A 22,918-nucleotide genomic window follows, 5' to 3' on the forward strand; every position below is an offset into this window, starting at 1 on the left:
AATAATCAGAGTAACGTCCTGAAACGTTAGTCTTTATCGACTGGCTGGGAACTGACGGAAGACAGGTAGTTAAGCAGGGCGATATCGTTTTCCACTCCCAGTTTAAGCATCGCAGATTTCTTCTGGCTGCTGATGGTTTTGATGCTGCGGTTCAGCTTTTTAGCAATCTCTGTCACCAGGAAGCCTTCTGCAAACAGACGCAGAACTTCGCTTTCTTTCGGAGACAGACGCTTGTCGCCGTAACCGTTGGCGCTGATTTTTTCCAGCAATTTGGCAACGCTGTCAGGGGTAAACTTCTTGCCCTTCTGCAACGCGGCCAGCGCTTTCGGTAAATCGGTTGGCGCGCCTTGTTTTAGCACAATCCCTTCAATATCCAGATCCAGGACAGAGCTCAGGATCGCCGGATTATTGTTCATGGTCAGAACAATAATGGACAGCTGCGGATAGTGACGTTTGATGTACTTGATCAGCGTAATGCCGTCGCCGAATTTGTCGCCTGGCATTGAAAGGTCAGTAATCAGAACATGGGCGTCAAGTTTGCTTAAGCTGTTAACCAGTGCTGTCGAGTCTTCAAATTCACCGACAACGTTCACCCATTCAATTTGTTCAAGGGACTTACGAATACCAAACAGGACGATAGGATGGTCATCAGCAATAATTACGTTCATATTATTCATGTGATTAGCTACCTTGCTGGAGCAGTCTGGAGACAAAAGAATCAATGTGATTGATGGTTTCAGTAATCTGTAATGCATCGCCGTCTGCGATGTATTGTTCTAACGCTTCGCACATTTGCTTGCCGGGAGTCAGATTCAGCATGGCGAATACCCCCTTAAGGCGATGTGCTGTTTGTGACAGTGACGTAAAATCACGACGTTGGTTTTCATTATACAGTTTCTCAAGATCTTCCGGTACTGTCTCGACAAAAAGCTGATAGTAATCGCTTGATTTTAACTGCTTTTCGTACTGATCGAGAGAGTCTTCGCCGGGTTCTTCGGGTGAAACACTGTCATCGGAAACAGAAAATTGCTGTTCGATTAACAGTAAGGTTGCGTCGATCAGCGCACTGCTGATGTTGTAATTGACGCGAATATAATGCTTTTCAAGCGGCTGGAAACCGGCTTCATCGTCGGTCAGCAGCAGCGTATATTTATCGCTGTTTTGCGCATTATCCGTCAGTAAAACGTCGTACTCGCGCGTCACCTGGCGCTCGTCTGCCACAATACACACCGCGCCATATGCATTCATGGTGCGGGTGACAATGCCGCGAACTTCTTCCGAGGTGATGTCGAGTAAAACCGTGACATCATTGAGCAACTGCTCATGTTCGGCTTCCACTTCCTGCGCCTGCGGACGCTGCTTCACGCGCACGGTGTAGCGGGTTCCGATGTTCAGCTTACTGCGGATTTCGAGCTGACCGCCGAGCTTCTTGCACAGCTGATTACACAGGAAGAACGTCAGTCCTGACCCGTGATTAAAGCGATCAACTAACGTCTGGCTCAGGAAAGGATAATTCAGATTGCTCAATTCTTCCTTCGAAATTCCGCTGCCGGTGTCGGTAATGTGGAAAATCAGCTGATCCGGGCGATCTTCGTCCTGTTCACTGGTCAGCGTGATTTTGCCCAGCGACGTGGTAACGATGGCGTAATCGATCAGCAGCGACAGAATTTTCTTCACCGCCTGCATATCGCCCACAAAGGACGCTTCCGGCGCAATCTGGAAATGGTTCAGCAGCCCGAGCCCTTTCTGGCTGAGGCGGGGCAGGGCGTCGAGTAACAGTTCATCAACCATCGCCGATAACACATAACCGTCGCTGGAAGGCTGCCAGTCCTGCGTTTCCAGCCGCGTCAGCAGGGTAATATTATCCACCAGCGTCAGTGCGTTACGCGATTCATTGAGCAGTTTGGCTTCCAGCGCCAGACGCTCTTCCGGTTGCTGTTCTTCGGTCAGCGCCTGCGCCAGTCCGTTGAGTTCCTGAAGCGGCTGGTTAAGCTCAATGCCCAGATTATGCAGCATCAGTTTGCGCGCCTGGAGGTTCTTTTCGAACTCGCGTTTGGCCTGTTGCAGCGTCCGGTTCACCATCACTTCTTTGTCCTGATCGTGCAGCATGAACAGGTAGGTTTCCGATGAAATCTGGCTGCGGAGCATGCGTATCTCGTACACCTCATTATTGACGGTGGCCTGTATCGTACCGTGATGCTGCTCGGCCATATTGGCAATTTTATTGAGGCTCAGGTGCGGCAACAGCTGATCGGCAATCTTGTTGCTCAGGATCACGCTGTGGTTACTGAAATTGTACACCAGCAATCCGAGCGGCAGACCGGAGATAATTTCCTGATTGAGCGCCTGCTGCATCTGCAACTGCGCCGCCATATTTTCGCTCGGGCGGATGTACTGATGGCGGATGAAATAGATACTCGCCATCGCAAGTCCCATCAGGAACAGATTGATGAGGATCAGCCAGAAGTTGTTGCGCGACAGATCCACGACCAGGCTAAACAGCGGCACATGGTAAGTCAGCGACAGCGGAGAGTTGTTCAGAGGGACATTAAAGACCAGCGACCAGCCTTGCAGCGCAATGGTGCTCGCGGCGCCGTCGTCGGTCGGATCCCCTTCATTGACGTCCGAGGTATTGCCGTTGAGCTGGAAATTATCCCGCGCCATGCTCGACGGGATCAGGTCGCTCATCGGTAAATCAAAGGCAATTACCGTTGCCAGATGACCCGGATTATTGAAGGTCGTGCGCAGGGAGAATGAATATTCATTGCTCTGGCGGGATTTGCGCAGCGGAGAATAACTTTCCCGCTCGTCCAGCGTGTTGGCTTGCTGGAGCATTTCCGCACGGCGCGATTGCAGCGTGCTGGTGAAATAGTTTTCTTTCAGCCGGGAATCCTGCTGCTGCAACGGCACGGTGGTAATCAGCATCATGCTGTTGTCCTGGCCATTCAGATAATACAGGGAATAAGGCAGGGTGGTTGAGCCCCACTGATCGTCGAGAAATGCCGAGACCTTCAACGTGAGATCCAGCGTCGAGCTGTCGTGCGTACCGAAGATCAGCGCATCCGTTTTCTTATGCGGCTTGGAGACGAAGAACATATCCTGACGAAGACGGATTTCCTGCGCATTCACTGCATCGGGCGTCATCGGCTGACCGGAAAAATCATCGTAAATCTGGTAAGTCATGTAGCGATATTTATCGATGCGTTTTTGCAACTGATCGGCAAGAGTTTGCGTCGTGTGCAGTTTGTCATTCATGTACGCGTTGGTGTAGTTGTAACCGTAAAGGCCCAGCCCCACGACCAGCAGCAGAATGAACAACCAGAAGAAACGCGTAATGTTGGTTGATGTCAGTGATAAATATTTACCAGCCATGATGATGAATTTTTTCCTTCATTCTTGTTATCACTCTTTTATCGGAGCACGGCTTTCGCGCAGGCCGTGACACATAACATCATTGCTGCCACGCAGCCCAGTGCGACAGACAAACTGCTCAGTTGCGCGATAAAGCCAATCAGCGCGGGACCCGCCAAAATACCGGCATAACCCAGGGTTGTCACGGAAGCGATAGCCATGCTGGCGGGCATCGCCGTCTGATTCCCCGCGGCGCTGAACATAATAGGCACCAGATTCGACGCACCAAAACCGGTCATGATGAAGCCGAGACCGGCAAACCAGAGATTGTCTACCGTGGTCAGTAAAATCATACCAAGGCTGGCGCAAAGGCTGCCAAACATCAGCACTTTATAACGTCCCATTGCCGCAATAATACGGTCGCCGGTCAGGCGGCCCAGGGTCATCGCAATAGAAAACACCGCATAACCCAGACCGGCCTGATGGGCGGAAACACCGCGTTCCGTGGTCAGGAACAGCGCGCCCCAGTCCAGCATTGAGCCTTCGGTCAGGAACATCACAAAACATAAAAAACCGAGCAAAATCACCCAGCCGCGCGGCAGAACAAACATCGGCCCGTCGCCGTCGTGACGGGTGTCTTTCCAAAAATGAGGGCTGGTCAGCACCACTAAAACAGCCAGCGCGGCCACCACGATCATCACCGAAATAAACGGTGTCATGCCCAGAAAGAGCAGGCCGGTGATGGCCAGTGCGCCAAAAATACTGCCCATGCTGAAAAAGCCATGGAACCCGGACATCATCGCGCGTCCGCTGGCTTTTTCGACCACCACGGCGTGAACGTTCATAGCCACATCGACCATGCCAATTGCTGCGCCGAATACCAGCAAAATCAGTGCCATACCTTCAACGCTGTTCATTAGTGTCAGTAACGGCAGCGCCAGCAAAAGCAATGTGCTGGCGATTAAAATCACGGTTTTGCACCCGAGTTTACCGGTGAGAAAACCGGTCAGCGGCATCGAAAACGTCGAGCCTGCGCCGATACACAGAAGCAATAATCCGAGCGTGCCGTCGCTGATATCGAGCCGCAATTTCACAAACGGCACCAGCGGCGCCCAGGCTGCCATGGCAAAGCCGGAAAGCAGAAAAATAAGCCGTGTCGCGTGTTGCTGTGCGACGCCGGGCTGTGGCGTTCCGGCGATTTGTTCTTCTGAAGAATTCTGTGAATCAACGTCTGAAACACTTTCTGTAGCAGGCTGTGTGAGCAGCGGGTCATGAGGCATGGTGCAAAATCCCTTTGTACTGATTGGCGAAATTATAAAAAAAATTAATTAATCAATCCTGCTGCCGGTTTTCTCTCTGAAACGGGCCGGAAGGGGGGCAAGACAACCCGGTTTTCGCTTAATCCGTCGGCTTTTAACGGCTGAGAGGTTCTGAAAAACATCACACAAACTTACTAACCGGGCATCTTATCAGAAAGCATAAGTCACTGTGATTGCGCATAGTCTTAAATATTTGCTGGCGGAATACAGTAGTGCCAGAAAATCTAAGAGGCGATCACACAATTGGTAAGTCAATTTGATGAGTTATCAGTGCGGCTAATGCTTGATTTTATTAATAATGATCCCGCTTAGTCTTTAAGATGAAGTTGCAAACTTGTTATTTATCATCATGTTGTTTTTTAACGCTTTGGGCTAGAACAGGAATTACCTCGCGTCAAACTTATATTTCCACTCCAAACGATAAATAAATTTTATCTTAAAGATTATCTTTTTTTTATGCACTTAACTTAAATCATGCATATAACTTATGGAGTTTCGGACAAAAAGTTACCGTAACGATTACATAAAAAGAACATTCTAGCCTTAAGTGACGTGTTAATTGCTCGATTTGTAGTCTATGGCATTCCCCAACACCAGTTGGAAGTTAACCCATTTTCGTAATGGTCATCATACCTGCTGAACCGCTCTTCTCCGATAACGGAAAGCGTGGGCCATGCGCGTGTGAGTCTCAACTGGATGTTATAGGGGTACAACATGGCTCAGAACGGTAGCGTTGTTATTGATGTTCTCTCTCGTAAAAATGGTGCAGTAATCTCTCAGGTTTCCAGTGCCAGTCAGGATGTTACCCTCAATCAGGCCAGCATAATTCGCATTCACGGCACCCGTGAAGCGGTGTCCAGCTATGAGCGCGTGGGCAATGATCTCGTCATCCACATGAAAGACGGCAGCACCGTCCGCTACCACAGTTTCTTCAACACCGAAGGTGCCGAAGACAGCGTTCTGGTATTCGATGATGGTGTTCATCCCATTGAACACGCCGCGTTTGTCGATACCGGTGCCACAGCCGGTGCCGTACCGATTGTTCCCGCTTATCAGACCATCCCGGATATCGGTGTTCTGCTTGAAGATTCCTCAAGTTTTAGCCCGGGCGTATTAGCCGCGGTGCTGGGCGTTGTGGCGCTCGGCGCGGGTATCGCGATTGCCGCCGGCGGCGGTGGTGGCGGCGGGGGCAGCAGCAGTAATAACGGCGGAAGTGATGGCGGCAACAATGGCGGGAATAACGGCGGTAACAATGGCGGGAATAACGGTGGCAACAATGGTGGGAATAACGGCGGCAACAACGGCGGAACCACCAATGAAGCGCCAACGCTGACGCTGGCCACGTTTGCCAACGGCAACGTCGTCAATAAAACGGCCGCAGAAAGTACTCAGAATTTCACCGGTGGCACCACTCACGCCGCCGCAGGCAGCACCATCGTGCTGACCATCAATGGCAAAACCTTCACAACCACCGTTGACGGCAATGGCAACTGGAGTGTTCCGCTGACGGCGGCTGAGCTGCACACGCTGGCCGACGGCACTTACGTGGTCAGTGTGACTGTAACCAACACCAATGGCGATAGCGTGACCAAAAGCGTCACCGTGGTGGTTGATACCACACCGCCGGTGCTGACAGTCAATCCGGTGGATGGCGACAACGTCATCGATGCGATTGAACATCAGCAACCGCTGGTCGTGAGTGGAACCGCCTCGGTTTCTGAAGCCGGGCGCACCGTCGATGTGGTGCTTAACGGCGTGCACTACAGCGCCACCGTGACCTCAGAGGGCACCTGGTCCGTCACTATTCCGGCCAACGTCGTTTCTGCGCTGGCCGAAGGGAATTACACCCTCACCACCTCGCTGACGGATGCCGCCGGTAACTCAACCACGACACCGGAAAGCTTTGTCATCAATGACAGCGCGGGCATTCTGACCGTCAATCCGATTTCCGGCGACGGCCAGCTCAATGCAACCGAAGCACAGTCCGCGCTGGTGATCACCGGAACGACGTCAAATGTCGCGGCGGGTACGCAAATTACCGTGGTTCTTGGCGGTGTGACGTATCACACAACCACTAACGCTGACGGCGGCTGGAGCCTGAGCGTGCCTTCCCCGGCGCTACAGGCGCTGACCGATGGCGAAACGACCCTGACCGTCAGTCTGGTTGATGCTCAGGGCGATACTATCAGTCAGTCGGCCGGTCTTAATGTTGCCATTCACGGCGTCCCGCCAACGCTGGATCCGGTATTTGGCGGCGATAACACGCTTGATGGCACTGAATCCACCGCCACGCAGATTCTGACGGGTAACACCGGCCTGAAAGGCGACGGCCAGACAGTTACCGTGACCATTGGCGGGCAGCAACTCACCGGCACGGTCGACAGCGACGGCAGCTTTACCGTCAGCGTACCGCCGTCTGTACTCGGCACTCTGCCACAAGGCACCAACAATATTACGGTGACCGTGACGGACACCGCGGGCAACCATAACACCCTCACCACGCCAGTGAGCGTTGACACCATTGCGCCAACCCTGACCGTCAATCCGCTGGAAGGCGACGGTTATATCAGCGTGGCCGAAGCCGCGGGGGTCATGATCCTGACCGGGACAGCATCGGTCAGTGAAGCAGGGCGTCCGGTAGTTATCACCATCAACGGCGTGGATTATCCCGGCGCGGTGGTTCAGCCGAACGGCACCTGGAGCGTGAGTATTCCGGCCGGTTCCCTGAGTAATCTCGATCAGGACGTCACGGTCACCGCGACCCTGACTGACACTGCAGGCAACCAGACCACCAATACCAGCACGATCCACGTGGCTTCCGATCCTCTCCTGCCGCCGGTTATCAGCATCAATCCGTTTACCGGAGATGATTTTATCAACGGTGCGGAAGTCAAAACGGCGCAGGTATTAAGCGGCACCACAACGCGGGTAGAAGCCGGTCAGATTGTGACGATCACCCTGAACGGACATACCTATACCGCTACTGTTCAGGCCAGCGGTAACTGGAACGTCATCGTTCCGGCTGCGGATATGATTGTGCTGACAAACGGTACGCAAACTATTACGGCGACGGTTTCGGATAAGGCCGGTAATGCGGCCACTCCGGGCACCGACACCTTCAATGTGGATATTACGCAGGAAGGTATCTCCATTGCGCCGATTACCGGCGACAACGTTATCAACGTGCAGGAAACGCAGAACGGTTTCCTGGTGACCGGTACCACGCTGGGGGTCTCAACCTTTGAGCTGGTACAACTTACTTTCGGATCCCTGGTTCGTCTGGCGCTGGTACAGCCGGACGGTACCTGGTCGGTGCAACTGACATCCAACGATTTGCTTGCTGCGGCAGGGGGCCTGACGGGCAACCTGCAATTTACCGCGATTGTTCAGGCAATGGATGGCTCGACGGTAAGTAACAGCGTTTCGGTCAATTACGATGCGATCAGTCCGGTACCGACGCTTAACACACCGTTTGGCGACGGTTATCTCAATATTGCCGAAGCGGCAACAGCTGAAACTCTGACCGGCACCACCGGGAAAGTCGGTGACGGACAGATTGTGACCGTGACGATTGGCGGACATACCTACAACGCCACGGTGGATGGTACCGGCGCATGGTCGGTCAGCCTTCCGTCCGCCGATTTGCAGGCGTTACCGGCGGGCAGTAATGCGATAGTGGTCAATGTAACGGACAGCGCAGGCAACACCGCCACGCTGAACGCCACCACAACGGTCGATCTGACCGCGCCTGTGCTGACCATCAACCCGGTTTCCGGCGACGGTTACGTCAATATCAGTGAGGCGGCGGCAGACATCGCCGTCACCGGCACCGCCTCTGTTGCGGATGCGGGGCGCACCGTCACGGTGACGCTAAACGGCCAGACTTATACCGGCGTTGTCGGCGTCAACGGACAGTGGAGTGTGACAGTGCCAGCCGGTGCGCTGGCCGGTGTGGCCGACGGACAATATCCGCTGACCGCACAGCTTTCGGATGCGGCGGGCAATAGCACGACAGTCAGCGCTAACGTTCAGCTGGCCACCGATCCGGCCTCCGCGCCGACCATTACCCTCAATGCCTTTGCTGGTGACAACATTGTCGATGGAGCTGAGCAGAGAGCGGCGCAGACCCTGAGCGGCACGACCACGCATGTGGAAGCCGGTCAGGTCGTTTCCATCCTGCTCAACGGCATTACTTACACGGCGACCGTGCAGGCAAATGGCAGCTGGAGCACCAGCGTCCCTTCTTCGGCGCTGACCGCACTGACTAACGGAACGCTGCAAATCACCGCCACCGTGCTCGACAAAGCCGGGAATCCGGCCAGCGATTCGGAAGAGATCACCGTTAACAACCTGCAAAGCGGCCTGTCCGTGGATCCGGTGACCGGCGATAACCAGCTGAACGCTCTTGAGGCGGCGGCGGGTGTTACCATCAGCGGAACCTCGGTCAACGTGCCGGTGAACGGCGTCGTGACCATTACGCTGAACGGTAAAACCTACACCGCCACTGTCGGCGTTGGCGGTGCCTGGAGTGCGCTGGTTTCAGCCAGCGATCTGGCGACGCTCAGCGATGGCCCGAACACGATTCGTGTCAGCGCGACCGATGCGACAGGGAACCCGGTCAGCAACACCGACGTTCTGAACGTCATCATTCATAACCTGCCAGCCGTGACCCTCAACCCGCCATTTGGCGATGGCATTCTGAATGCCGCTGAAACAGCGACCAGTCAGACGCTGACCGGTAACACCGGCGTGTCCGGCAACGGGCAAACTGTCACTGTGACGCTGGGCGGGGAAACGTATACCGCAACGGTGGGCGGCGACGGTTCATTCACCGTGACCGTTCCGTCAACGGCGCTTTCCACACTGGGTCAGGGGGGGACAACGGTTCAGGTCGCGGCTTCCGATGCCGCGGGCAATACCAGCAACATCACGGTCCCGGTCACTGTTGATACCGTCGCACCGACCGTCACAATCAACCCTGTTGCCGGTGATGGCACCATTAATGCTGCTGAAGCGGACGCTGTTATTGCGGTAACCGGCACGACAGGCGTGACAGAAGTCGGCCAGACCGTGACGGTTTCCATCGGCGGGCACACTTACACCGGCGTGGTCGCTGCGGGGGGCGCGTGGACGGTGAATATTCCGGCTGACGCGCTGGCCAGCGTTGCTAACGGTCAGTACACCCTGACGGCGAGCATTACCGATGCGGCAGGCAATACCGGCAGCACCAGCACGCCGGTGACTATCGTGGCGGATCCGGCGCTTCTGCCAACGATTACCGTTAACACCTTCGCCGGTGATGATGTGCTTAATGGCGCCGAGCAACAGACCGCGCAGCTGATCAGCGGAACCACGACGCATGTGGAAGCAGGTCAGACAGTGACGATTACGCTGGGTGCACACACTTATAGCGCCACTGTGCAGGCCAGCGGTGCGTGGAGCGTTTCCGTTCCGGCGGTTGATTTACAGGAACTGGGTAATTCCCAGTTTATCATTACGGCCAGCGTAAGTGACAAGGCGGGGAATCCGCAAAACGCCTCGCACCCGATTACGGTAGATACAACGCTGGGGGGGATTTCGATTGATACCATTGCCGGTGACAATAACGTCAACGCGACGGAGGCGGCTGCGGGGATCACCGTCAGCGGCACCACCAGCAATGTGCCGATTGGCACAGTCGTCACCGTATCGTTGGGCGGGCAGAATTACCCGACAACGGTTATTGATGCGGCCGGGCACTGGTCAGTCAATATTCCATCATCCGCCTTTGCGGGGCTGGCGGATGGCACCAGCCATGTGATCGCCACCACGGTGAGCACCGATTTGGGTAACGTCACCAGTACGGTCGATATTGGCATTTACACGCAGGTACCTGTCCCGACCATCAATGCACCGTTTGGTGACGGCCAGTTGGGCACCGCTGAAGCGGCCGCCGTACAGACTCTGACCGGGACGACCGGCCTGACCGGTGACGGCCAGACGGTTGAGGTGATCATCGACGGTTATACCCTGACCGGCACTGTCGCCAGCAATGGCACCTGGACGGTCACCGTGCCAGCGGGCACCCTGACCGGTGTAACCGAAGGCCCGACGCCAATTCAGGTTAACGTGACCGATGCCGGTGGCAACACCGGCACTACGACCGGTTCAGTCAATATCGACTTCACACCGCCGACGCTGACGCTTGCCAACGTTGCAGGCGATAACGTCATCAATGCGCAGGAGCTGGCGGGTATCATTACGCTTTCCGGGCAGGCGGATGCGGCCGATGCCGGGCAGACAGTGACATTGCAATTTGGCGGCCAGACTTATCAGGCCGTCGTGCAACCTGGCGGTGCGTGGAGCTTCGATGTTCCGGCGGGCACGCTGACCGGCACAGCAGACGGTAGCTATACGCTGACCGCCACGCTGAAAGATCTGGCGGGAAATACCACGACGACGACGGAAACCTACACCGTAGTTGCCGCGCATCCGCCGGTGCCATCACTCAACACGCCGTTTGGCGATACCTTCCTCAACCTCAATGAAGCCGATGTTGCCCAAACCCTGACCGGGACGACCGGCCTTCTGGGCGCAGGCCAGACGGTGGTAGTGAATATTGAGGGTGTCGATCACCCGGCGACTGTAGATGCGAACGGTGTCTGGACGGTTACCCTCAGCGCAACGGATTTGCAGGCCATATCGGAAGGCCCGCAAACGGTTCTGGTCACGGCAACCGACAGCGTCGGCAACGTGGGTACCGTCAGCAGTGCAATCACAGTCGATTACACGTTGCCAACGCTGAGCTTTAACCCGGTGGCGACGGATAACATCATCAACGCCGCCGAAGCGCTGCAACCGGTGGTGATCAGCGGAACGTCCGATCTGCCGGATGCCGGTCAGACGGTTTCTGTCGTACTGAGTTTCAACGGCGTGACGTACAACGCTGTTGTTCAGCCGGATGGCAGCTGGAGCTTCACGCTGCCAAGTGGTGTGGTGCAGGCACTGACGGATACTACCTATACGCTGACGGCAACCATCACCGATGCGGCCGGGAACGTGACGACCGGAACCCATACCTTCAGCGTCGATGCGGCTGCGGCTAATTTGCCAACGCTGACCATTACCGCGGTTTCCACTGATGATTACATCAACGCTATCGAAAAAGGCCAGCCGGTACCGATTACCGGTACCACGACGCATGTAGAAGCAAACCAGGTTGTTACAGTGGTGTTTAACGGCCAGACCTACACGGCCATTGTGCAGCCGAACGGAAGCTGGACGGCGAGTGTACCGGCGGGAGATCTGGTCGGATTGTCCGACGGGCCGCTGACGGTTACGGCGTCCGTGACCGATGTGGCGCAGAACCCGGCCACGGCGTCGCACAATGCTACCGTAATTGCCCAGCCGGGTGATTTGCCAACGGTGACCATTAACGCGGTGTCCGGCGACGGCAACTTCAACATCATCGAACACAACCAGGCGACAACCATTACCGGCACCTCAACCCGTGTTCCTGTGGGCGGAATTATCACGCTGGTCATCACCGGTGAAGGTTATACCCACACGTATACCGCGACCGTGCAGGCCAATGGTAGCTGGAGCATTCCGCTGACGGCGGCGCAGGTGCAGGAATTGCCAGCGGGCAATAACACCTTCACCGTGACGGCGGATGACGTGGCGCAAAATGTGGCGACTGCGACGCAAAACGTCACGGTAGACCTGATTGCTCCGACGCTGAGTGTCACGGTGAATACCGGCGGTGACGGTTACATCAATCTGGCTGAGGCCGTGGCAGGCCTTCCGCTTACCGGTCAGACTGACCCGAATCTGGTCGTCAAAATTACGCTTAACGGTAAGGATTACTTCAGTACGGCCAACGGATCCGGCGTGTGGACGCTGAATATTCCGGGCGTGGATCTTCAGGCCATCACCACGGACGGCAACAAAACGGTCAGCGTCAGCGTCAGCGATGCAGCCGGAAACACCGCCAGTAACTCTGCTGATTTTACGCTGGCAATCCATGCGTTGCCGGTGCTGACGCTGGGCGTTGTGGCCGGCGATGGTGTGCTCAATATCAGTGAAGCAACCGCAGGGATCACGCTCACCGGCACCAGCAGCGGGCTGGCACCGGGGTCGACCGTTCTGGTGACCATTCCGGGGCTGGCGACGCCGGTATCCGGGACGGTCAATCCGGACGGACTTGGCTGGACTGCAACCGTTGAGCCGGGTGCGCTCAGCGGGCTGACGAGCGGCGTGGTGCAGGTCACCGTGACGGCGCAGGACGTGGCCGGTAACCCGGCGTCTTCCAGCGCAAGTCTGGATATCGAGCTGGGCGCACCGCCGGTTCCGACGATTAATACGCCGTTCACCGACGGCATTCTGAACGCCGCCGAAGCGGCAGCCACTCAGCTGATTACCGGTACTACCGGCATTACCGGTCCGGGCCAGACCGTTCTGGTGACGATTGACGGCACACCGGTGCTGGCAACAGTGGGCAATAACGGCGTCTGGACGGCCACCGTGCCTTCCGGTCTGTTACAGGGGCTGGCGGATGCGACACACACCATCAGCGTGACCACCACCGACAGTGCGGGCAACGTCAGCACTGCCGGAACCCTTGATTTCACCGCCCTCACGCACACACTGCCGGTAGCCGGGATCAACACGCCATTTACCGACGGCATTCTGAACTTCGATGAAGCATCTGATCCGCTGGGACAGGTCATCACCGGCACCACCGGGATCACCAGTGCAGGCCAGACAGTTACCGTGGTCATCAACGGTAACGCTGTGCCGGTGGTGGTTGATGCAGCGAACGGAACCTGGAGCGTTTCACTCACTTCTGCCCAGCTGTTGTCCTTGCAGGATGGCACCTGGCCGGTTGTCGTGACCGTGACCGACAGCGCCGGAAACTCCTCGGTGCTGCCAGTTTCTGTCGGGGTACAGATTCATTCCCTGCCTGCGCCAACCATCGATTTGCCATTCGGTGACGGCACGCTGAATATTACGGAAGCCTCTGTGGCGACCGGCGGGCAGACCATTACCGGTACAACCGGAGTGATCGGCGCAGGGCAAACCGTCAGCGTCGCTATTGCGGGCATCACGGGCAGTCCGTTTACGGCAACGGTGGATGCGGCAACCGGCGTCTGGAGTCTTAACCTGACGCCTGCCCAGCTGGCAACGCTGGGGCTGGCGACGGCAACGCATGCCATCACAGTCACCGCGACCGATGCTGTCGGTAACCATAATGATGCAACGGTAAGCTTTACCTCCCACCTGTCCGGGCCGGTGCCGGTCATTAATGAACCTTTCGCGGACGGCAACCTGAATATCGCTGAAGCCGCAGGTGTGAACATCATCACGGGTAACACCGGCATCACCGGCGACAACCAGAACGTTAAACTGACTATCGACGTCGGTGGCACCACCTATACCGCGACTGTCGATCCGCTCACAGGTAACTGGACTGTCAGCCTGCCTGCGGGCGTACTGAATTCTCTGGGCAGTGGTACGCATGATATCAACGTGACGGTTACGGATGCGGCGGGCAACAGTGCGCCAGCGACGCTGCCATTCACCAGCTATCTCACCGCACCAGATGTCACCATCAACACGCCATTTGGTGATGGTTATCTGAGTGCCGCCGAAGCAGCCGCGGTTGCCACAACGCCAGTCATCCTCAGCGGGACGACGGGCGTGACGGGTGCCGGGCAAAGCGTGGTGGTACTTGTCGGCGGTATCGCAATTCCGGGCGCGACGGTAGATGCGGACGGTAACTGGACGGTTTCTCTGAGCGCGGGGGAAATCGCCGATCTGCCGCAGGGACCGCAGCTGATCAGCGTGACCGCGACGGACGGCGGCGGTAATACCGGTTCGGCCTCAACCGATGTCGGCATTGCTGTCACCCTGCTTCCATCAGTGGCAGTCACCTCGTTTGCCGGTACCGGTTTTGACCTGACCTATGCAGAAAGCCAGAACCCGCAAACCATTACCGGTACCACCGTGAATGTGCAGGCCGGGCAACAGGTGACCGTGGCTGTCGGCGGCATTACCCATCAGGCAACGGTACTCGGTGATGGCTCATGGACATTAACGCTGACCCCGGCGGAACTGGCTACGCTGACCACCGGTGAAATTATCACTGCGCAAGTTTCCGATCTGGCCGGTAACCTGGCTAACGGTGTTTCCCTGCCGGTCAGCGTGGATCTGACGCCGCCAGTCACGCCAACGCTGACGATTGATCCGGTTACCGGCGACAACGTCATCAACGTGGCGGATAACAATCCGACCAACATCACCGTTTCTGGTAAATCCATCAACGTGCCGGACGGCACGCCGGTGAATGTGACGGTGGGGGGCAATGCGCATGTGGCGACGGTCACCGGGGGGATCTGGTCAGTTTCTGTGGCGGCTTCTGAATTCGTGAACGGCACCAATACAACGGTCACCGCAACCACCCTTCTTCCGCCGACCATTGCCACACAAACCGTCGTGGTCGATACCAGCGCGCCGGTGGTGACCATCAACGACTTTACTGCGGACAACACTATCAACAACCTTGAATCGAAATCGGCGCAAACCATTTCGGGTACGGTGGTTGATAACAACAATAACGATGTGGGCAGTGTGGTGACCGTTTCGCTCAACGGTAAAACCTACACCACGACCGTGCTGGCGGGCGGTCTCTGGTCGGTCAGCGTACCGGCCGCCGATTTGCAGGCGCTGCCACAGGGCACCGGCAACACCATTACCGCGACGGTCACGGATGCTGCCGGTAACCTCGGGGCTGCGACGCCACATCCGATTACTGTCGATACTTCCGCGCCGCTGCTCGCCCTTAATGCGGTTGCCGGAAACAACATCATTAATCTGGCTGAATCACTGGTAAACGTCGTGCTCGGCGGGACGTCCTCCGGTGCGGATGGTCAGACGGTGACGGTGACACTCGGTGGTGCAACCATCGGGACGGCACTCATTCAGCCGGGCGGCGCCTGGTCTCTGAACCTGACGCCAGCGCAGATGTTGCTGCTCAACGACGGTTCCCTGACCCTGGCGGCGACGGTCTCCGATGCGGCGGGTAACACCACCAGCGTCTCAGCCGGTCTGGATATTTTCTTCAACAAACTGCTCGATGTGAGCGTGGCCAGCGGACTGGGACTAACCGACGGTTACCTCAGTCTGGCGGAATCTCAGGTCGCGCAAATCCTCAGCGGTACGGCAATTGGCGCAGGCGTGGGTTCAGTGGTGTCTACCGTGATTAACGGCACGACACTGTCTGCCATCGTCGGCGCCAACGGGGCATGGGCCTTCACCATTCCGGCAACGTTGCTGGGTGCATTGGGTGATGGCACACAGGTTCTGAACCTGACCATCACTGATGCTGCCGGTAACGTCAAAGTTGAACCGCTGAACATTGACGTCATAAAAACCCTGCCGGTGCTGGGTGCGCTTGATCCGATCTTTGGCGGCAACGGCCTGCTGAATGCGGTCGAAGCACTGACCGCACAGACTATCGGCGGGGTGGCAACGGCAGTGGATGGCACGCAGGTGACCGTCACGCTGGGCGGTAAAACCTACAATACAACGGTGACGGCGGGTGCCTGGAACATCAGCATTCTGCCGGGTGACCTGGCCACGCTGCTCGACGGCAATCTGAACATAGGCATTACGCTGACAGACCCGGCGGGCAACTCCACCAGCACTACGATTCCGGTGGGTATTGCGATCCACAACCTGCCAACCGTCGTGCTTAACACGGTGTTTGGCGACGGCGTGCTCAATATCGCCGATTTGCTGGTCAATCAGACGATCAGCGGAACCGTGTCGAACGTGGCAGCAGGAACGGAGATTGCGGTGCAGGTCGGTACACAGACTATTAATGGCGTGGTCGATGCGACGGGGCATTTCCTGGTCACCGTTACACCGGATATTCTCAGCACGCTGGCCGGTACGACAGCGGCTGTGAGCGTCAGCGTTGTGGATGCGGCGGGTAACGTCGGCACTGCGGCTGCCAACGCCGTACTCGACCTCGTCAGGCCGGTCATCAACCTCACTTCCGTGCTGGGTGACGGGCTGCTCAGCGCCGCTGACGCCCTGACTACCCAGGTGATTGGCGGGACGATCGGGGGTGTGGCGACCGGCACGCAGGTTCAGGTGACGCTTGGCGGGAAAACCTTCCTCGGCGTGACCGACAACACCGGTGCCTTCAGCATCACCCTGCAACCGGGTGACCTGAAAGCACTGGGCGACGGCACCTTTGTGGTCGGCGTTTCTGTCACGGACAGCGGTGGCAACACCACCACGGTCAATGGTTCGCTGACGTCCATTGTCAACGCGATACCGAAAATTGTGCTGGATCCGATCTTTGGCGGTGACGGAATTCTTAATGCTGCTGAAGCGCTGCTCACGCAGACCATCAGCGGGACGGTGACCAACGGACGCGTCGGTGAAACGGTCAACATCAACATTGGTGATGGCTTGCTGAATCTGACCGCGGTCGTCGGCAGTGACGGCAAATTCTCCGCGTCACTTTCGCCGTTGCAACTGGCCGGATTGCTTGACGGCAACCTGACGATCGTCACCTCGGTGACCGATCCGGTGGGCAACACCGCATCGAATACTGTCGGCATCAACGTCGGTATCCACAATCTGCCATCGATTGTTCTTAATCCGATCTTTGGCGATGGCGTGCTTAACGTGGTTGACCTGCTGACGGGCCAGACCATCAGCGGTGTCGCCAGCAACGTGGCGGTGGGAACTCAGGTACAGATTAGCCTCAACGGTAAAAACTACGTGGCGACAACCGGTACCGGCGGCGTATTCAGCGTCACCGTTCCGGTGGTGGATCTGAAGACCATTCTCAATGGCTCGCCAAACGTGGTCGCCAGTTTAACGGATGCCACCGGCAACCCGGCGTCGGTGACCAGTGTACTGAGCGTAGTCGCGCAGTCTCTGCCAACCATTACCCTCAATCCGCTGTTTGGCGATGGCCTGCTCAACGCCGCCGATGCGCTGCTCACCCAGACTATCAGCGGGACTACCACTAACGCGCAGGGTTCGACGGTCAGCATCAACGTCGGCGGTAATATCCTGACCGCGCTGGTGAAAGCCGACGGCACCTTTAGTGTCGCGATCCCGCAACTGACGCTTTCGAGTCTGCTCGACGGCACACTGAACGTGGCTGCATCCGTCACTAACGCCGCAGGCAATGCGGTGAGCGGCAACGCAACGGCGACGGTGGGGATTCATACGCTGCCATCGCTGGTGGTCAACACGCTGTTCGGTGGCGACCATTATCTGAATGCGGCGGAAGCGGGGGTGAATACCAACATTACCGGGACGTCCAACCTGACGAACGGTACGGTGAGCGTGACCGTCGGGACGGTGACGCATACCGGCACCATCACGAACGGCGTCTGGAGCGTGCCGTTTACCTCTGCAGAACTCAAAGGGCTGGCCGACGGTTCGACACAGGTTTCTGTGGTGGTCACGGACTCCGTGGGCAACATTGCAACGTCTTCGAACCTGCTGACCGTACTGACTCATGAACTGCCACTGGTCGCGCTGAATCCGTTGCTCGGCCTGACCCTTGGCGTGGTGGGCGGTATTCTGGGCGGACAGGGGCTGACGCTGAGCGGGACCAGCCGCAACATCGCTCAAGGCGGTCTGGTCAGCGTGACCCTGCTGGGGAATACGCTGGCGGGCACCGTACAGGCCGATGGTTCATGGACGGTTAAGTTCAGCAGCGCATTGCTGAGCAGTTACGGACTGACCGGGTTGCTGGCGGCATTACTTGGCGCGGTTGTTGAACTTAAAGCCGTCGATGTGGCAGGTAATGGTTTTGATGCACATGTCGGTCTGACCGTAGGTTCAACGTTGCCGGCTGACACCCAGACGCTCGCCGTACAGTCTCTGGCGGTAGAGGACACCCATACGCTGGCGGCGGTTCACACCACCGATACCAGCAGTTCAACCACAGACACCACCACCCACACCACCAGTACGCTGACCGATCCGCTGGTTACGGCGGACACCAGTTCGTCCACCACCAGCACCTCGACCAGTGCAACGTCGGAAACCACATCTCATGCGGACACGGCGTTCTCGATTGGTGGTGTCACCATCGACCTGACGGCAACGGACGGCGTGGCGATCGGCGGCGCCGGTAACGACACCATCTCGGTTCATACCCTTGATTTCTCGCAAATCGACGGCGGAACCGGTGTCGATACCTTGTTGCTGGCGGGCACCAATCAGCATCTGGATCTGACTTTGCTCGGGCTGAAAGTTGAACATATCGACATCTTCGATTTGGGCACTTCCGGCACCAACAGCATCTCGCTGAATCTGCACGAGGCGCTGAACGTGAAGGACAACCCGACGGATGAAGTGATCATTAAAGGGGGCGAAGGCAGCCTGGTGAACCTGCAAATGGGTACCGACGGCGCATGGGCTGAAACCGGGCAACGTACGGTGGATGGCCTGACCTTCGACGTTTATCACAACGCTTCACTGGATACATCCAACACGTTGGGAGACGTACTGGTGCAACACGGTTTACACGTCCAGCAAAGCTAAGTCAGACCTGCGCCTCCCTTTTAGCGGGGGGAGGCGCAACACCAAAACAATCGGCGTAATTAAGTGGTGTCGGTAATGAAAAATAAGAAAGTGATACGGCCAGTGGCCGTTATCTTGGGCACGTTGTGCCTGACCGGGTTAACAGGGAATTTCAATGTGGTTGTGGCGGCGGTTAAACAGCCGGAATTTAACTGGCAGGCGGCACCGACGGAAGAGATGCGCGCCAGTCTGACATTACGGGATGCCATCTTGCGGGCGTTTGCGCGAAATCCGCAAATCGCGGAGGCGGCGGCGCAAATCCGCGTAGGCGGCGGGAATCTGGATGCGGCGAAAAGTGCGTGGTATCCGCAGGTTTCATTGCAAGGGGCGGGCGGGAAATCCCGTCAGACGTATGCATCGGGAGATCAGAGCAGCAACGGGTCGGCGGGCATTCAGCTCAGCCAGCTGCTGTGGGATTTCGGGAAAACCAACGGCAGTATCAGCGAGCAGGAGTACCTTTCGGACTCTTACCGGTTTTCACTTTACAGCACGATGACCGATGTGGCGCTCAGCACCATGCAGGCCTATCTGTCGGTCAAACGCTATCAGGCGCTGGTTCTGGCGTCTCAGGACAATATCGAATCGCTGACCCGCGTCAGGGATACCGCTAAACTGCGCGCCGACGCCGGGCTGAGTTCTCAGTCTGACGTCTTGCAGGCGGAAACCCGCATCGCCGGGATGCGGGCAACCGTCGAACAATACCGTGCGCAGGCGCGTTCCTCACAGGCGCAACTGACCGTACTGACCGGTGTGGTGTCCAGCGACCTGCCGGATCTGCCTGAAAGTCTGCTCAATCAGAAAGTCACTCTCGACAAAATCCCTTATGAAAACAGCACACTGGTGCGCGCGGCGCAGGCCAAGCAGCAGGCGGCGATTGAGCAGGTCAATCAGGCCGAAGCGCAGCACTGGCCGACACTGAAAGTCCAGGCCGGGCGCACGCGTTATGACAATAACGGTGGCAGCGGTTCGTACTGGGACGATCAGCTCCAGCTGGCGGTGGATGCGCCGGTCTATCAGGGTGGTGCGGTCAGCGCCAAAGTCCGTGCGGCGGAAGGTCAGCGTCAGGCGGCGCAGGCGGATGTGGAAAAAGCCAAGCTGGATATCAACCAGAAAGCCTCCACCGCCTATGCCGACATGATCGGCGGCCAGCAGCGGCAGGTGGCAGGCGAGGAACAGTATTCCAGCGCCACACACACCCGCAGCGTGTATCAGGATGAATACAAACTCAGCAAGCGCAGCCTGAACGATTTGCTCAGCGTGGAGCAGGACGTTTTTCAGGCCGACACCATGCGTATTGGCGCGCTGTACGACGGCTGGGACGCCACGGTGCGTTATGCCGCGGCGGTCGATAATCTGGTCGATATGCTGGGCATTGACCGCCAGAAACAATCCGGTGACACCCTCCCGGCGCTGTAAAAACAGAGCCGCCGGGAGAAGCCAGAAGCATTCGATAACGAGGTTGAAATGAGCAATGAAGCAGCAACACCTTTGTCGATCGACGTCTGGATAAGCGCCATGGGGCGCGTGGCCGAAACATTCGGTAAACCAGCAGATCCTCTTTTTCTTCGCCAGCAAATGCGCTGGTTCGAACATCAGCCGTTACGCCGTCAGCTTGATCGCCTGAGCGGCCTGATGGGATTGCAAATCGGCATGGTCAGCTGGAATCAGGTACGCTGGCGGCAGGAAGTTTTGCCTGCCGTTATTACGCTGGAGCAGGGTGGTATTGCGGTTCTTGAACAGCTGCATGACGACGGCAACGTTGATTACTGGCTGAGCGACGGTGGCGATTTACTGCGTTCGGCCGAGCTGGTAACGCTGCTTGAACAAAGCACCGGCCCGGTCTTTTTGGTTGGCGTCGCGCCGCGCGGGCGCGATCAGCGTATCGACCAGTTTGTTCAGCCGCATAAAAAACACTGGTTCTGGGAAAACTTCCGCGGTTCCGGGCGCAAAATCGCAGAAATATCGCTAGCCTCTGTTTTGGGTAACGTGCTGGCACTGGCGGGGATTTTGTTCTCCATGCAGGTCTACGACCGGGTGATCCCGGCGCAATCTTTCCCGACGCTGTGGGTACTGTTCTTCGGCGTGGTGCTGGCGGCGGGGATGGAATACATCATCCGCCTGATGCGTACGCTGGTGTCGGATCTCATGGGCAAAAAGATTGACCTCAAGGTTTCATCGCTGTTTTTCGTGCGGGCGATGAGCATCAAAAATGACGACCGGCCAAAATCCACCGGCTCCTTTATTTCCCAGCTGCGTGAAATCGATCAGGTGCGCGAACTGCTGACATCCACCACGGTCAGCGCCGCCGCCGATATGCCGTTTGTCCTGCTGTTTCTCGGCATCATGTTTTTCATCGGTGGCCCGCTGGTGATCATCCCGCTATTGGCTATCCCACTGATTGTTATCCCCGGCATTCTGATCCAGTGGCCGATGGCAAAACTGGCGAAAGAAGGCATGCGTGAAAGTGCGCTGCGCAACGCCGTGCTGGTGGAAACCATCGAAGGCATTGAAGACATCAAAGCCTTGCAGGCGGAAGCGTATTTCCAGCGTCAGTGGGAGCAGACTCATGAAGTCAGCGCCGCCGTGGGTATGAAGCAACGTTTGTGGGGCGCGCGCCTGACCGGCTGGGCATCGACGGTTCAGCAACTGACCTACGGCGGCATGCTGGTGTTCGGGGTCTATCTGGTGCTGAGCGGTGATATCACTACCGGTACGCTGGTCGCCAGCAGCATGCTTTCCTCACGGACCATCGCGCCATTAATGCAGCTGACGATGGTCTTCTCCCGCTGGCAGCATGCGAAAAGCGCCATGCGCGGGCTGGATGAGCTGCTGAAAAAACCGGTTGACCGGCCCGCTGATGCGGAACTGTCGCATTGCCCGACGCTGAGCGGTCATTTCAACGTGCGCAATCTGCAATACACCTACGACAAAGAGAATTCGCCGAACGTGCTCGGCATTGGTCAGCTGGAAATCAAACCCGGCGAACGCGTGGCGATTCTGGGCAAAGTCGGGGCAGGGAAATCGACGTTGCTGAAATTGCTGTCCGGCCAGGCCAGCCCGTCGCAGGGCAAAATCCTGATTGATGGCGTTGATATGACCAAAGTCGAACCGGCAGATATCCGCCGCCAGATTGGTTATCTGTCGCAAGATTCGCGGCTGTTCTTCGGCACCTTGCGCCAGAACCTGATGCTCGGGTATCCGCATGCGACCGATCAGGAAATGTTGCAGGCACTGCGCATCAGCGGCGCGTTGTCGATGGTGCAGGCCGATGCCTCCAGCCTCGACAAAATCATCAACGAAGGCGGGCGCGGATTGTCCGGCGGCCAACGCCAGATGGTGATGCTCAGCCGCATGATTTTACGAAATCCGCAGGTGGTATTGCTCGATGAACCGACCGCGTCGATGGATGAACAGCTTGAGGATTACGTGATCCGCCAGCTTCACGCCTGGCTGGTCGGACGCACGCTGATTGTGGTGACGCACCGTCCGGCGCTGCTCAAACTGGTTGACAGAATTGTGGTGATGGATAACGGACGGGTGGTGGCCGACGGGCCACGGGATCAAATTCTGGCAACTGCCGCCACCAACACACCGGCTCCGGCCGCGGCGGTGGTGGCTGAAACCAAACAGGGCGCAGCCTGAGCTGCTAA

At 57.2% G+C, this 22,918-nt stretch carries 6 protein-coding genes; 3 read left to right on the forward strand and 3 right to left on the reverse strand.

Annotated features, from left to right (window positions below; genetic code table 11):
• Nucleotides 1–26: 26 nt before the first annotated feature.
• From rcsB to J1782_RS14270, 3 genes are read right to left on the reverse strand one after another with little or no spacing between them, the layout of a single operon-like run.
• A complete protein-coding gene (gene rcsB / locus J1782_RS14260; protein ID WP_013574620.1) occupies nucleotides 27–677 on the reverse strand; it encodes a response regulator transcription factor RcsB in 651 nt (216 codons plus the stop codon).
• A gap of 4 nt (nucleotides 678–681) precedes the next feature.
• Nucleotides 682–3,372, reverse strand: a complete 2,691-nt coding sequence (rcsD, locus tag J1782_RS14265; RefSeq protein WP_217153365.1) for a phosphotransferase RcsD — start codon at nucleotides 3,370–3,372, stop codon at nucleotides 682–684.
• Between the two features lie 38 nt (nucleotides 3,373–3,410).
• Nucleotides 3,411–4,631, reverse strand: a complete 1,221-nt coding sequence (locus J1782_RS14270) for an MFS transporter (RefSeq protein WP_244370483.1) — start codon at nucleotides 4,629–4,631, stop codon at nucleotides 3,411–3,413.
• A 753-nt stretch (nucleotides 4,632–5,384) separates the two neighbouring features.
• Here J1782_RS14270 and J1782_RS14275 point away from each other — a divergent pair.
• The 3 genes from J1782_RS14275 to J1782_RS14285 all read left to right on the forward strand — a co-directional run bounded on the left by J1782_RS14275 (nucleotide 5,385) and on the right by J1782_RS14285 (nucleotide 22,910).
• The gene (locus J1782_RS14275; RefSeq protein ID WP_217153366.1) at nucleotides 5,385–19,229 is read left to right on the forward strand and encodes an Ig-like domain-containing protein; all 13,845 of its coding nucleotides are present in this window, start codon (nucleotides 5,385–5,387) and stop codon (nucleotides 19,227–19,229) included.
• A 75-nt stretch (nucleotides 19,230–19,304) separates the two neighbouring features.
• Nucleotides 19,305–20,684: a TolC family outer membrane protein gene (locus tag J1782_RS14280; RefSeq protein WP_217153367.1), complete on the forward strand. Its 1,380-nt coding sequence runs from the start codon at nucleotides 19,305–19,307 to the stop codon at nucleotides 20,682–20,684.
• 48 nt (nucleotides 20,685–20,732) lie between these two features.
• Complete coding sequence (locus tag J1782_RS14285) at nucleotides 20,733–22,910, forward strand: type I secretion system permease/ATPase (protein WP_165058257.1); 2,178 nt, start codon at nucleotides 20,733–20,735, stop codon at nucleotides 22,908–22,910.
• Nucleotides 22,911–22,918 lie beyond the last annotated feature (8 nt).

This window comes from Rahnella sp. BCC 1045, from assembly GCF_019049615.1.
In the GTDB taxonomy this organism is placed as follows: Bacteria; Pseudomonadota; Gammaproteobacteria; order Enterobacterales; family Enterobacteriaceae; genus Rahnella; species Rahnella contaminans.

Bases quoted from the DNA above. Each gene is read 5' to 3' on its own strand.
- rcsB (WP_013574620.1), bottom strand. From the start codon at position 677: ATGAATAATATGAACGTAATTATTGCTGATGACCATCCTATCGTCCTG.
- rcsD (WP_217153365.1), bottom strand. From the start codon at position 3,372: ATGGCTGGTAAATATTTATCACTGACATCAACCAACATTACGCGTTTC.
- J1782_RS14270 (WP_244370483.1), bottom strand. From the start codon at position 4,631: ATGCCTCATGACCCGCTGCTCACACAGCCTGCTACAGAAAGTGTTTCA.
- J1782_RS14275 (WP_217153366.1), top strand. From the start codon at position 5,385: ATGGCTCAGAACGGTAGCGTTGTTATTGATGTTCTCTCTCGTAAAAAT.
- J1782_RS14280 (WP_217153367.1), top strand. From the start codon at position 19,305: ATGAAAAATAAGAAAGTGATACGGCCAGTGGCCGTTATCTTGGGCACG.
- J1782_RS14285 (WP_165058257.1), top strand. From the start codon at position 20,733: ATGAGCAATGAAGCAGCAACACCTTTGTCGATCGACGTCTGGATAAGC.